The sequence below is a fragment of the Leclercia sp. LSNIH8 genome, from assembly GCF_002920195.1.
In the GTDB taxonomy this organism is placed as follows: Bacteria; Pseudomonadota; Gammaproteobacteria; order Enterobacterales; family Enterobacteriaceae; genus Enterobacter.
Genome location: NZ_PQJY01000004.1, coordinates 530,946 through 543,793, shown reverse-complemented (window position 1 = coordinate 543,793; position 12,848 = coordinate 530,946). Strand labels below are relative to the sequence as shown.

The 12,848-nt window shown below is 55.0% G+C and carries 13 protein-coding genes and 1 pseudogene; 6 read left to right on the top strand and 8 right to left on the bottom strand.

The window, feature by feature from the left end:
• The 8 genes and pseudogenes from C3406_RS14690 to pspA form a co-directional block, all read right to left on the bottom strand.
• Positions 1-627: pseudogene (locus C3406_RS14690) on the bottom strand (carbohydrate ABC transporter permease); the annotation flags it as partial.
• The gene (locus tag C3406_RS14685) at positions 614-1,495 is read right to left on the bottom strand and encodes a carbohydrate ABC transporter permease (RefSeq protein ID WP_103822223.1); all 882 of its coding nucleotides are present in this window, start codon (positions 1,493-1,495) and stop codon (positions 614-616) included. The gene C3406_RS14685 and the pseudogene C3406_RS14690, both read right to left, overlap by 14 nt.
• A gap of 22 nt (positions 1,496-1,517) precedes the next feature.
• A complete protein-coding gene (locus tag C3406_RS14680; RefSeq protein ID WP_103822224.1) occupies positions 1,518-2,810 on the bottom strand; it encodes an ABC transporter substrate-binding protein in 1,293 nt (430 codons plus the stop codon).
• 14 nt (positions 2,811-2,824) lie between these two features.
• The gene (locus C3406_RS14675; RefSeq protein WP_103822225.1) at positions 2,825-4,522 is read right to left on the bottom strand and encodes a sugar phosphorylase; all 1,698 of its coding nucleotides are present in this window, start codon (positions 4,520-4,522) and stop codon (positions 2,825-2,827) included.
• A 186-nt stretch (positions 4,523-4,708) separates the two neighbouring features.
• Positions 4,709-4,930: a phage shock protein PspD gene (pspD, locus tag C3406_RS14670; RefSeq protein ID WP_103822226.1), complete on the bottom strand. Its 222-nt coding sequence runs from the start codon at positions 4,928-4,930 to the stop codon at positions 4,709-4,711.
• A 14-nt stretch (positions 4,931-4,944) separates the two neighbouring features.
• Positions 4,945-5,301: an envelope stress response membrane protein PspC gene (gene pspC, locus C3406_RS14665; protein ID WP_103822227.1), complete on the bottom strand. Its 357-nt coding sequence runs from the start codon at positions 5,299-5,301 to the stop codon at positions 4,945-4,947.
• Positions 5,301-5,525, bottom strand: a complete 225-nt coding sequence (gene pspB, locus C3406_RS14660; RefSeq protein ID WP_103179865.1) for an envelope stress response membrane protein PspB — start codon at positions 5,523-5,525, stop codon at positions 5,301-5,303. Before pspB ends, pspC begins: the two co-directional genes overlap by 1 nt.
• Positions 5,526-5,576: 51 nt before the next feature.
• Complete coding sequence (gene pspA, locus C3406_RS14655; protein WP_103822228.1) at positions 5,577-6,245, bottom strand: phage shock protein PspA; 669 nt, start codon at positions 6,243-6,245, stop codon at positions 5,577-5,579.
• Between the two features lie 167 nt (positions 6,246-6,412).
• Between pspA and pspF the strand changes: the two genes are divergently transcribed.
• From pspF to sapF, 6 genes are all read left to right on the top strand, one after another.
• Positions 6,413-7,390, top strand: a complete 978-nt coding sequence (gene pspF / locus C3406_RS14650; protein ID WP_103822229.1) for a phage shock protein operon transcriptional activator — start codon at positions 6,413-6,415, stop codon at positions 7,388-7,390.
• 88 nt (positions 7,391-7,478) lie between these two features.
• Positions 7,479-9,119 (top strand): ABC transporter substrate-binding protein SapA, encoded by a 1,641-nt coding sequence (sapA, locus tag C3406_RS14645; protein WP_103822230.1) that lies wholly within the window; start codon positions 7,479-7,481, stop codon positions 9,117-9,119.
• Positions 9,116-10,081, top strand: a complete 966-nt coding sequence (gene sapB / locus C3406_RS14640) for a putrescine export ABC transporter permease SapB (protein WP_103822231.1) — start codon at positions 9,116-9,118, stop codon at positions 10,079-10,081. Before sapA ends, sapB begins: the two co-directional genes overlap by 4 nt.
• Entirely contained in the window at positions 10,068-10,958 is an 891-nt protein-coding gene (sapC, locus tag C3406_RS14635; protein WP_103822232.1) for a putrescine export ABC transporter permease SapC, read from the top strand. The genes sapB and sapC overlap by 14 nt, the downstream gene beginning before the upstream one ends.
• Positions 10,958-11,950, top strand: a complete 993-nt coding sequence (sapD, locus tag C3406_RS14630; RefSeq protein WP_103822233.1) for a putrescine export ABC transporter ATP-binding protein SapD — start codon at positions 10,958-10,960, stop codon at positions 11,948-11,950. Before sapC ends, sapD begins: the two co-directional genes overlap by 1 nt.
• A 1-nt stretch (position 11,951) precedes the next feature.
• On the top strand, positions 11,952-12,758 hold the full coding sequence (gene sapF / locus C3406_RS14625) for a putrescine export ABC transporter ATP-binding protein SapF (RefSeq protein ID WP_103179872.1): 807 nt from the start codon (positions 11,952-11,954) through the stop codon (positions 12,756-12,758).
• Positions 12,759-12,848: the final 90 nt, after the last annotated feature.

Sequence of the window (12,848 nt, the reverse complement as noted above, 5' to 3'; positions counted from 1 at the left end):
CAGTATGGAAGAGTCGGACAAGACAGCAAACAGTGCGGAGACAGCCAGAGGGACGTTGGTGCTGAATAGATTGTGTAGGGGTGTAATGCGCCGCCTGATGTGGTCGACGGCTATCTCGTCCGGGACGGGTGAGAATGAGGTGCGCAGCATGAAGACTGCCGTAGGCAGCGTCTATGTCACCATGGTGATAATCAACGCCAGCTCGGTATCGTAAATGCCGAGCGCAGTGATGATTTTGAACAGCGGTACCACCAGCAGGATCCCGGAGAACATGTAGACGGTGTAGAAGCTCGCATTGATCGTCGCCCGCCCTTTAAAACGCAGTTTGGAGAGGGCGTATGCGCCAAGCGTGCCGAGGAAGACGGCGATAACCGACGAGGTCAGCGACACCACCATGCTGTTACGGAAGTAGTCCACAAACGGGAAGATCAGCGGATTAAAGATGTCGATGTAATGCTGCATCGTCCAGTCCTGCGGCAGGATGGTCGGGTGTAGCGATATCGCCTCTTTCGCGCTCTTGAATGAGGTCATCAGCATCACGAAGAACGGGAACAGCGTGATGACCAGAAATACCGCCAGCCCCAGATAAAAACCAATCCGGCCCAGTACGCGTTTATTTGTTGCCATTGAGGTTTACCCTATTTCTGGTCAGCAGAATGACAGCGAAGATGATCACAAACAGTACAACGGAGATCGCCGCCGCTTTGCCCAGGTCGTTGAAAGCAAAGGCGGTCTTGTAGAGATAGACACCCAGAATATCGACCTTGGTGGTCAGCAGGTAGACATCCGCGAACATGTAGAACATCCAGATGGTGCGCAGTGTGACGACGGTAGCCAGCACCGGCATAATCGCGGGTAGCGTGACGATGCGAAAACGCTGCCAGGCATTGGCCCCATCCATCTCCGCCGCTTCGTACAACGATTTATCGATGGTCTGCAAAATCGCCAGGAACGAGATGAACGCGTACGGGAAGTAGCGCCAGATGGCGAACAGCACCACCAGCACAAAACTGCTGCCAGGGTTGTCGAACCACAGCGGGGCCTGTTCGTACAGGTGCAGCAGATCGACACCCAGATAGTTCACAATGCCGTAGCCGTTGTTGAACATATACTTCCAGGCAAACACCAGCGAAATCGACGGCGTAACGTAGGAGAGGATCACCAATGAACGCGCCGTCTTCCGCAGGCGAAACTCCCGGTTGAAGAAGATGGCCACAGCCAGTCCCAACCCCGTACTGCCAATAACCACCAGCGCCGTATACCAGAAGGTCATCCATAAGGCGTGCCAGAAGGCGGCATCACTCAGGATCCGGATGTAGTTATCCAGCCCGACAAAGACGGCGCTCAACCGCGGATTTAATGGCAATCGTAAAAAACTGATTTCAATATTGGAAATCATCGGCCAGGCTACCAGGCCCCCCAGCAATATCAGGCTGGGGGCCAATAGCAGCATGGCGAAAGGCATATCTGAACGACCAGAAAACAACGTCTTCATAATTCCCTTCCGCAGCGCGCTCCTATCGTTGTGAAATCAGATCGGTCAGTCGCTTCTGGCTGTTGCTTAACGTTGCGCCGAGGTCCTGTTGACCTACCGTCACGTTATGCACCATAGAACTGATGATGCCTGAACCCGTTACGTCGCCCATGCGGGTGAAGTTTTTGTCACCCACGGCGCCAAACACCTGAACATTCGGGAACTGTGAGATCAGTTCATAAGGCAACTGTCCAAAGGCTTTAATCACCTCATTGTTTTTCCAGGTGTCGGTGCCAACTACCAGCTTATTGACCGGCAGCGCGGCGCCAGGGGACATCATTACCCAGTCCGCTGCGTTTTGAGCCTGTTCCATCCAGGCGACGAATTTCTCTGCCGCTTTGGTTTCTTCCTCGGCCTGGCCGGTGGTGATGGTCAGGGACGTCACCATGCCGTAGACCGCGGAGGATTTTTCAGTGGGAACGACAAATCCCAGATTGGCGGGATTTCCGTCTTTATATACGGCTGGCAGGATGTAGGTTGAGTAAACGGCCATCGGCGCAGAGCCGTTCATAAAGGCGTCTTTGATTTCCATAACGTCGTTCGAACCGGGCATGGTGGTCGCCGCCAGCGCTTTATAAAACGCCAGCGCGTTTGCCATTTCCGGCGTATTTATGTCGACATCGCCTTTGGCATTAAAGACATTTGCGCCGCCCGAAAGGGCAAACTGCGAGAACGCTTGCTCAGTCATCACGCTTTCAGCGGTTGGCAGAGCAATGCCGTAATGTTTTTTGGCCGGATCGTTGAGCTTCTGGCTGGCTTTCAGCAGTTGCGCCCAGTTATGCGGCTCTTCAAAACCTGCCGCCGCCAGAACATCCTTGTGATACCAGACACCGGATAGCCAGGCGCTGATCGGCACCCCTGTCCACGCTGCGCCATCTTCGGTGCGTACCACACGCAGAATGCCGTCATAGAAGGTGTTTTCACCCACGGTTTTTATGACTTCGCTGATAGCCGCCCGATCCAGCAGTTGCTCTTTGTCCATGACTTTTGCGTAATCGTGGCTGACTTCAATCACTTCCGGCAGTGCGCCGGTTCGGGCCAGGGTGATCACCTTGGTGTTATAGGCATCTTCCTCAACCGGAACCTGCTTCACCCTGATGGTGGGATTTTCTTTCTCAAATTTTTCAATCAGTGTCGTGATAACCGCCTGACGCTCCTGTTCCACTGATGAGTGCATAAATTCAATGGTGACAGCCGTTGTCTTGTCGTCCTTGCAACCTGACAACAGGGCGCACGAAGCCAGTGCTGATATCAGCACAATTCTGGGCATTTTCATTTTAAGGTCCTTTTTTAGTTTTCTTTAATCCACATGACCTGCCATGGATTAAGGGTCAGAGTAGTACCGTTAATTTCGTTTCCGGTGATCAATTCCTTACCGTTTTTAATTGCTGAAGAGATATTGTGAGATTGATTGCTGAAGTTAAATAATGCTGTGATCCGCTCGCCGCTTGCCGCAGTACGAATGATTTTAAATACCTGGTCGCCGACGGTCGAAAAAATGGCCTGACTGTCAGGATGGAAGGCTTTTTCCGCCCGTCGCAGCGCGATTAATGCATTTAAACCATGGTATATCTGATGTCGAAGATTGTTATTATCTTCGAGTTCCTGGCCTATTTCCCCGGCAATATACTTCCTTCTGTTAATCGCACGGTTATAGCCCAGGCGCGCTACCCCAGCATAATCATTACGCGAACCAAGAATACTCTGAATATAGATCGCCGGGACACCAGGAAAAGTGAGCAGAACGGCATGCGCCAGAATAAACCGGGCAGCCCTTTGCTTATCGTCACTCTCCTTCTGGCTTAATGCATCAAGATAGGTCACGTTTATTTCATACGGGCTTCGCGTGCCATCCGGATTATTTTTCCAGTTTACCAGGGCACCTTCGCTCTGCAGCTTCTCTACCAGGGAGAGGATCTCCGCCTCGGGTAAAATTCCACGCAATGGGTTGAGGCCAATACCGTCATGGGATGCCAAAAAATTAAACCAGGTGGTTTTCAGCGAAGGCAGCTTCAGCGTGGTCGCCCACTGGCATAGCGTCCGGACATCCTGACAATGTACGGCATGCAGAACCAACGGAGGTAACGAGAATTGATAAACCATCTGGGCTTCATTTTCACCGTCACCAAAGTAAGAAATATTATCTTTATGCGGCACGTTTGTTTCCGTGATCAGCACCGTGCCCGGAGCCACCCTGTCAGTAATGGCGCGGAAAAGCTGGATTAGACGGTGGGTTTGCTCAAGATGAATGCAGCTTGTTCCCGGAATCTTCCACATAAACCCAACGGCATCCAGACGGATATAGCGGGCCCCTTCAATAAGATAGTGAAGCAGCACCTCCACCATGGCGATCAGCACCTGAGGAGAAGCGAAATTGAGATCGATCTGGTCTTCGCTGAAGGTGGTCCACAGGTGACGGGTGCTTCCATCACTCAGGGTGAAAGGGGTCAGCAGCGGCAATGCCCTTGGGCGCGTCACGGCGGATAAATCGGTTGCCGGATCGACGGAAATAAAGAAGTCTTCATAGCCAGGCTTTTGATGAATATAATTTGCAAACCACTGGCTCTTTGCTGACATATGGTTACAAACAAAATCAAACATCAAGCTGGCTGACTGTTTTAATTCAGCAATGTCTTTCCACGTACCTGTTTCAGGTGCGACCTCGTGATAATCCATAACGGAAAAACCATCATCAGAAGACCACGGATAAAAAGGTAAAAGATGGACATGAGAAAAAGCGCGAGATAGCCACTTATTATAAAAGCGTGTGAAAACAGGTAGTGCTTTCTCCCCTGCTGCAGAAAACTGATCGGCATAGGTAATCAGGACGACATCTTTTTCATCCAAGTCTGCCTTACGTTTCTCTGTAATTACCTTAGCCGCGTTATCGATTTTCTCGATCAGCACTTCCAAATGCGCGTCAGAAAACGATTCCCCGTAAACCAAATTGATTAAATTCTTAATTTTTGCGTTCACTTTATTTTCCATGGTAGCGGTCCCACGGAGTGGCAATCTACTCTCATGAAAAATGTCTGTCAACGGACGTGGAGGTGGAAAAAGGGATATACGAAGCAGCTCAGCGCATTAATGTGAACTGCCGCAAATAAAGAAGGAAAAAAGGGCTAAAGCGTAACAAGTCCTCTCCTGATAAAGGAAAGGACTTATTGACGGGGATCAGGAGAAGTAACGGCGGGAAAGACGCGTTGCCAGCTTTTTCAGCATCGGCTCCAGCGCGACGGCCAGCAACATTCGTACCGGCTTGCGGGCGACCGATTTAATCGCCCAGCCCGCCACGCCTGCCGGGCCGTAACGCAGCGCGGTCAGTAATACCAGCTTCCCTGCGATTTTCAGGCCCGGCTTGACGCGATGTCCGGCCTGTTGCCAGCGTTGATTCATATCAGTTCTCTCAGTTAAAGCTGACGAAAACGGCTTCGCAGCGTGAAGGTATCCGAGGTGACATACCGCTCCATTTCGCGCAGACGTTTTTCGCCTGCCGACAGCTCAGCATCCACCGCATCCAGTAATTCACCGCTGGTGGGTGCATTCTCATCGCCCATCGCGCCGTCCGGCATCGGGTCCAGCACAAAGGACAAAATGATATAGGCCACCAGGGTAATAAACGCCAGACCAAAGAAAATGGAAAGTACCGTTACCACACGCACCAGTTTCACCGGCACGTCGAGGTAGTGCGCCAGTCCGGCGCAGACGCCGCGCAACATCCCCTGCTGAGGGATACGCCACAATTTTTTATTCAGATTCAGTGCCATTAGCGATCCCTCCAGTTCGGATGTTCCGCATCCAGGATCGCCTCCAGCGCCTGAATACGTTCGCGCATTTTATTTGCGTCCTGAGTTAATTGCGCCAGGCGCTGTTGTTCGCTTTGCGACAGCTCTCCCCTTGAAGAACGGTTACTGTAGTGCAGCCACAACCAGATCGGCAGCACAAACAGCACGAAAATGGTCAGCGGAATGGCAAGAAAAAGCGCGCTCATGTCTACTCCTTGTCTTATGAGTGGCGGCGCCGACGGGCGCCGCAGTCGTTATTATTGATTGTCTTGTTTCATTTTGGCCTTCAGCGCGGCCAGTTGCTCGCTGATTTCATCATCCGCTTTCAGATCGGCAAACTGCTGATCCAGCGTTTTCTGTTTGCCAAAGCTGTGGCTTTCCGCTTCCGCTTCCATCTGATCGATACGACGCTCAAACGACTCGAAACGGGCCATGGCTTCGTCAATCTTGCCGCTGTCGAGCTGACGGCGCACGTCACGGGACGAGCTTGCTGCCTGGTGACGCAGTGTCAGAGCCTGCTGACGGGCGCGGGTTTCGCTCAGCTTGTTCTCCAGCTCTGCAATCTCTTTTTTCATGCGGGCAAGGGTTTCATCCACCAGGGTGACTTCCTGCTCCAGGGTAGCGACAATATCGGTCAGCTTCTGCTTTTCAATCAGCGCAGAACGGGCGAGGTCCTCTTTATCTTTGCGCAGCGCCAGCTCCGCTTTTTCCTGCCATTCGGCCTGCTGGGCGGTCGCCTGTTCAATACGGCGGGAAAGCTGCTTTTTCTCAGCCAGCGCACGGGCGGAGTTAGAGCGCACTTCCACCAGCGTATCTTCCATCTCCTGAATCATCAGACGAACCAGCTTCTGTGGATCCTCTGCTTTCTCCAGCAGTGAGTTGATGTTGGCATTCACGATGTCGGCAAAACGAGAAAAAATACCCATAATTGAATCCTCATATTTTCTGTTATCGGGCTGAGCCCTGCTGCATAGCTAATACAATTCCCGTGCCAATTTTATATCTCTTTGATTTCACACGTGGTGATTGCTTTTTCGCCCGCTACGCCCTACTCTCACTTAGTGAATTACACCAATAAGTGGTCAATTACATCATGGCTGAATTTAAAGATACATTACTTGGGGAAGCCAACAGCTTTCTCGAGGTGCTGGAGCAGGTATCCAGGCTGGCACCGCTGAATAAACCAGTGCTGATTATCGGCGAGCGAGGCACCGGCAAGGAGCTGATTGCCAACCGGCTACACTACCTGTCCGGTCGCTGGGATGGACCGTTTATCTCCCTGAACTGCGCCGCGCTGAACGAAAATCTGCTGGATACGGAACTGTTTGGACATGAGGCGGGCGCCTTTACCGGGGCGCAGCGTCGCCATCCCGGTCGCTTCGAGCGCGCCGATGGCGGCACGTTGTTTCTTGATGAGCTGGCGACCGCGCCGATGCTGGTGCAGGAAAAACTGCTGCGCGTCATTGAGTATGGCGAGCTGGAGCGTGTGGGCGGCAGCCAGCCTTTACAGGTCAACGTGCGCCTGGTGTGCGCCACTAACGCCAATTTGCCGGAGATGGTCGAGCAGGAGAAGTTTCGCGCCGACCTGCTGGATCGGCTGGCGTTTGATGTCGTTAACCTGCCGCCGCTGCGCGAGCGACGCAGCGATATCATGCTGCTGGCGGAGCAGTTTGCCATTCAGATGTGTCGCGAGCTTGGGCTCCCGCTGTTTCCCGGTTTTAGTCAGCACGCCCGCGAAACGCTGCTGGACTACCGCTGGCCGGGCAATATCCGTGAACTGAAAAATGTAGTGGAGCGCTCCGTTTACCGCCACGGTAGCAGCGAGACTGAGCTGGATGAGATTGTGATCGATCCCTTTCAGCGCCCCACACAGCCCCCTGTCAGCAAACCGCTTATCACGGGTACGCCTACCCTGCCCCTCGATTTGCGCCTGTTCCAGCTGGAGCAGGAGAAGCAGTTGCTGGAGCAGAGCCTGCGCGAGGCACAATTTAATCAGAAACGCGCGGCTGAACTGCTGGGACTGACCTACCATCAATTGAGGGCGTTGCTTAAAAAGCATCACATGCGCTGACATAATCAGCACTTACCCGCAGACATTTTTACGAAGCAGGTGTAAGTGCGATACACTTTGCAGATCGTCACTAAAAACCTTAAAAATTATGCGTCTGGTTTTCTCGTCCCTGATTGCGCTCGGTCTGTTAAGCAGCCAGGCGTTTGCCGCTCCTGAGCTGGCAGAGCGCGCGGATATTCGCGACAGCGGCTTTGTCTACTGCGTAAGTGGGCAGGTCAACACCTTCAACCCGCAAAAGGCGAGCAGCGGCCTGATCGTCGATACCCTCGCCGCCCAGCTCTATGACCGCCTGCTGGATGTGGATCCCTATACCTATCGCCTGGTGCCGGAACTGGCCGAGAGCTGGCAAGTGCTGGACAACGGTGCTACCTACCGTTTTCGCCTGCGCGACGATGTGAACTTTCAGAGCACGCCGTGGTTTAAGCCTACCCGTAAACTCAATGCGGATGACGTGGTCTTTACCTTCCAGCGCATTTTTAACCGCAACCATCCGTGGCACTACATCAACGGCGGTAATTTCCCCTACTTCGACAGTCTGCAATTTGCCGATACGGTGAAGAATGTCCGCAAGCTGGATAGCCGCACGGTGGAGTTCACCCTGGCGCGGCCGGATGCCTCCTTCCTGTGGCATCTGGCGACGCACTATGCCTCGGTGATGTCCGCGGAATATGCCACACAGCTCACCCTGAAGGACAAAATGGAGTTGATGGACCGCCAGCCCGTAGGAACCGGACCGTTCCAGGTTGAAGAGTACCGGGCCGGGCAGTACGTGCGCCTGCAGCGCCATGAGAAATTCTGGCGCGGCACGCCGCTGATGCCGCAGGTAGTGGTCGATTTAGGTTCCGGCGGTACCGGGCGGCTGTCGAAACTGCTCACCGGCGAATGTGATGTTCTGGCATGGCCCGCCGCCAGCCAGCTGACCATCCTGCGTGACGACCCGCGTCTGCGCCTGACCCTGCGCCCGGGCATGAATATCGCTTATCTGGCCTTTAACACCAACAAGCCGCCGCTGGACAACCCGGCGGTACGCCATGCCCTGGCGCTGGCGATCAATAACCAGCGTCTGATGCAGTCCATTTATTACGGTACTGCGGAAACGGCCGCCTCAATCTTGCCCCGCGCCTCGTGGGCCTACGATAGCGAGGCTAAAATTACCGAATACAACCCGGAAAAATCACGCGAACAGCTCAAAGCGCTGGGGGCAGAAAACCTCACCCTGCAATTGTGGGTGCCCACCAGCTCCCAGGCCTGGAACCCTAGCCCGTTAAAAACCGCAGAGCTGCTCCAGGCTGACCTGGCCCAGGTGGGGGTCAAGGTGGTGATTGTTCCGGTAGAAGGTCGTTTTCAGGAGGCGCGCCTGATGGACATGAACCACGATCTCACCCTGTCAGGCTGGGCGACAGACAGTAACGACCCGGACAGCTTCTTCCGTCCGCTCCTGAGCTGTGCGGCCATTGATTCGCAGACCAACTATGCCCACTGGTGCAACCGCGAGTTTGACAGCATTCTGCGCAAGGCGCTGTCGACCCAGCAGCTGGCGGCACGTATCGATGCCTATGATGAAGCGCAGATTATTCTGGCCAAAGAGCTGCCGGTGCTGCCCCTGGCCTCCTCCCTGCGTCTGCAGGCGTACCGTTACGATATCAAAGGCCTGGTGCTCAGCCCGTTTGGAAATGCGTCGTTTGCGGGCGTCTCCCGCGAGAAACAAGAAGAGGTGAAAAAACCGTGATTATTTTTACCTTACGTCGGTTGCTGTTGCTGCTGATCACCCTCTTCTTTCTGACCTTAGTGGGTTTTAGCCTGAGCTATTTTACCCCGCACGCGCCGCTACAGGGTGCGTCGCTGTGGAATGCGTGGTGGTTCTGGTTTGAAGGCGTGCTGCACTGGGACTTTGGCGTCTCCAGCATTAACGGCCAGCCCATCGCCGAGCAACTGAAAGAGGTCTTCCCCGCCACCATGGAGCTCTGCATCCTGGCGTTCGGTTTTGCGCTGATGGTGGGAATCCCGGTCGGGATGCTCGCCGGGATAACCCGCAGTAAATGGCAGGACAAGCTGATCAGCGCGATCGCCCTGCTCGGGTTTTCGGTTCCCGTCTTCTGGCTGGCGCTGCTGTTAACGCTCTTTTTCTCGCTGACGCTCGGCTGGCTGCCGGTCTCCGGACGTTTTGACCTGCTCTATGCGGTAAAAACCGTCACCGGATTCGCCATTATTGACGCCTGGCTCTCAGATTCGGTCTGGCGGCATGAGATGATCATCAGCGCCGTGCGCCACATGGTGTTGCCGGTGCTGGCCCTGGCCGTGGCACCGACCACGGAGGTGATTCGCCTGATGCGCATCAGCACCAGCGAGGTGTTTGACCAGAACTATGTTAAAGCGGCCGCCACACGCGGGTTGTCACGGCTGACGATTTTACGTCGCCATGTGCTGCATAATGCGCTGCCGCCGGTGATCCCGCGTCTCGGACTGCAGTTCTCAACCATGCTGACGCTGGCCATGATCACCGAAATGGTCTTTAGCTGGCCAGGCCTCGGGCGCTGGCTGATTAACGCCATTCGCCAGCAGGATTATGCCGCCATCTCTGCCGGCGTGATGGTTATTGGCGCGCTGGTGATTATTGTGAACGTGTTATCTGATATTTTGGGCGCTATGGCTAACCCACTGAAACATAAGGAATGGTATGCCTTACGATAGCGTATACAGTGAAAAGCGCACGCCCGGTGCGTTACGCACCGTGTGGCGAAATTTCTACGGCGACGCCATGGCGATGATCGGCCTGTACGGCTGCGGCGGCCTGGTGCTGCTGTGTATCCTGGGCTCCTGGTTTGCGCCGTATGGCATCGATCAGCAGTTTCTCGGCTATCAGCTGTTACCGCCATCCTGGTCCCGCTACGGTGAAGTCTCCTTCTTCCTGGGCACCGACGACCTCGGGCGCGATGTGTTAAGCCGTCTGTTGAGCGGCGCCGCGCCGACGGTGGGCGGCGCCTTTGTGGTCACCCTGGCCGCCACGTTGTGCGGTCTGGTACTGGGTATTGTCGCCGGGGCTACTCACGGCCTGCGCTCAGCGGTGATGAACCATATTCTCGATACGCTGCTGTCGATCCCGTCGCTGCTGCTGGCGATCATTGTGGTGGCCTTCGCCGGTCCGCACCTGACGCATGCCATGTTTGCTGTCTGGCTGGCGCTACTGCCGCGCATGGTACGTTCGGTCTACAGCCTGGTGCATGATGAGCTGGAAAAAGAGTATGTGGTGGCCGCCCGTCTCGATGGCGCCACCACCATGAATATTCTGTGGTTTGCGGTGCTGCCCAATATCGCCTCGGGCATGGTTACGGAAATTACCCGTGCCCTGTCGATGGCGATCCTGGATATCGCCGCGCTCGGTTTTCTCGATCTGGGCGCTCAACTGCCCTCCCCGGAATGGGGCGCGATGCTGGGCGACGCGCTTGAACTGATCTATGTGGCCCCCTGGACGGTAATGCTGCCGGGTGCTGCAATTATGGTTAGCGTATTACTGGTGAACCTGCTTGGCGACGGGATCCGTCGCGCCATTGTGGCGGGGGTGGAATAATGCCGTTACTGGATATTCGCAATCTGACGATTGAACTTAAAACCGGCGAAGGCTGGGTCAAAGCGGTCGATCGCGTCAGTATTACCCTGAGCGAAGGCGAAATTCGCGGGCTGGTGGGGGAATCGGGCTCAGGCAAAAGCCTGATTGCCAAAGCGATTTGCGGCGTGGCGAAGGATAACTGGCGCGTCACCGCTGACCGTATGCGCTTTGATGATATCGACCTGCTGCGCCTCTCCGTCCGCGAACGACGCAAGCTGGTGGGCCACAACGTGTCGATGATCTTTCAGGAGCCGCAATCCTGTCTCGATCCCTCGGAGCGGGTAGGCAAACAGCTGATGCAAAACATTCCAGCCTGGACCTATAAAGGCCGCTGGTGGCAGCGTTTTGGCTGGCGTAAACGCCGGGCTATTGAGCTGTTGCACCGGGTGGGGATCAAAGATCATAAAGACGCCATGCGCAGCTTCCCCTATGAGCTGACGGACGGTGAGTGTCAGAAAGTGATGATTGCCATCGCGCTGGCTAACCAGCCGCGCCTATTGATTGCGGATGAACCGACCAACGCGATGGAGCCGACCACCCAGGCGCAAATCTTCCGCCTGCTGACCCGGCTTAATCAGAACAACAACACCACTATTTTGCTGATCAGCCATGACCTGCAGATGCTGAGTAAATGGGCGGATAAGATTGATGTGATGTACTGCGGCCAGACCGTGGAAACCGCTGGCAGCGAGGATCTGATCACCACGCCGCATCATCCGTATACCCAGGCGCTGATCCGTGCGATACCGGATTTTGGCAGCCCTATGCCGCATAAAAGTCGCCTGAATACCCTGCCGGGGGCTATCCCGCTGCTGGAGCACCTGCCGATTGGCTGTCGCCTGGGGCCACGCTGTCCTTATGCCCAGCGTAAGTGCATTGAAACGCCGCGCCTGGCCGGGCCGAAGAACCATCTGTTTGCCTGCCATTTCCCGCTGAACATGGAGAAAGAGTGACATGGTCGAAACCCTGCTGGAAGTGCGCAACCTGAGTAAGACCTTTCGCTACCGCACCGGATTATTTCGCCGTCAAACTGTTGAAGCGGTAAAACCGCTGAGTTTCACCCTGCGTGAAAAGCAGACCCTGGCGATCATCGGTGAGAACGGTTCGGGCAAATCGACGCTGGCGAAGATGCTGGCCGGGATGATTGAACCCTCGGACGGTGAAGTCCTGATTGACGACCATCTGCTGAAATTTGGCGATTACTCGTTCCGCAGCCAGCGGATCAGGATGATTTTTCAGGATCCCTCCACCTCGCTGAACCCGCGCCAGCGTATCTCACAGATCCTCGATTTCCCGCTGCGGCTCAATACCGATCTGGAACCTGAAGCGCGACGTAAGCAGATCATCGATACTCTGCGCATGGTCGGACTGCTGCCGGATCACGTCAGCTATTATCCGCACATGCTGGCGCCGGGGCAGAAGCAGCGTCTGGGTCTTGCCCGCGCGCTGATCCTGCGCCCGAAAGTGATCATCGCTGACGAAGCGCTGGCCTCGCTGGATATGTCGATGCGTTCACAACTTATCAACCTGATGCTGGAGTTGCAGGAGAAACAGGGTATCTCGTATATCTACGTCACCCAGCATCTGGGGATGATGAAGCACATCAGCGATCAGGTGCTGGTGATGCACGAAGGCTCAGTGGTGGAGCGCGGCAGTACCGCCTCGGTGCTGGCCGCCCCGCTCCACGATCTGACTAAACGTTTAATTGCCGGGCATTTTGGCGAAGCCTTAACCGCAGATGCCTGGCGAAAAGATCGCTGACCTGCCCTGTATGGAGTGGTCGGATTAACACTGTACGCGACACATGCTATTATCGCCGCGTTTTAACGACGGTTGTCCAAAAATGACAGC

Bases quoted from the DNA above. Each gene is read 5' to 3' on its own strand.
- sapC (WP_103822232.1), top strand. From the start codon at position 10,068: ATGCCTTACGATAGCGTATACAGTGAAAAGCGCACGCCCGGTGCGTTA.
- pspF (WP_103822229.1), top strand. From the start codon at position 6,413: ATGGCTGAATTTAAAGATACATTACTTGGGGAAGCCAACAGCTTTCTC.
- sapA (WP_103822230.1), top strand. From the start codon at position 7,479: ATGCGTCTGGTTTTCTCGTCCCTGATTGCGCTCGGTCTGTTAAGCAGC.
- sapF (WP_103179872.1), top strand. From the start codon at position 11,952: ATGGTCGAAACCCTGCTGGAAGTGCGCAACCTGAGTAAGACCTTTCGC.
- sapD (WP_103822233.1), top strand. From the start codon at position 10,958: ATGCCGTTACTGGATATTCGCAATCTGACGATTGAACTTAAAACCGGC.
- pspD (WP_103822226.1), bottom strand. From the start codon at position 4,930: ATGAATCAACGCTGGCAACAGGCCGGACATCGCGTCAAGCCGGGCCTG.
- pspB (WP_103179865.1), bottom strand. From the start codon at position 5,525: ATGAGCGCGCTTTTTCTTGCCATTCCGCTGACCATTTTCGTGCTGTTT.
- pspC (WP_103822227.1), bottom strand. From the start codon at position 5,301: ATGGCACTGAATCTGAATAAAAAATTGTGGCGTATCCCTCAGCAGGGG.
- C3406_RS14685 (WP_103822223.1), bottom strand. From the start codon at position 1,495: ATGAAGACGTTGTTTTCTGGTCGTTCAGATATGCCTTTCGCCATGCTG.
- C3406_RS14680 (WP_103822224.1), bottom strand. From the start codon at position 2,810: ATGAAAATGCCCAGAATTGTGCTGATATCAGCACTGGCTTCGTGCGCC.
- C3406_RS14675 (WP_103822225.1), bottom strand. From the start codon at position 4,522: ATGGAAAATAAAGTGAACGCAAAAATTAAGAATTTAATCAATTTGGTT.
- pspA (WP_103822228.1), bottom strand. From the start codon at position 6,245: ATGGGTATTTTTTCTCGTTTTGCCGACATCGTGAATGCCAACATCAAC.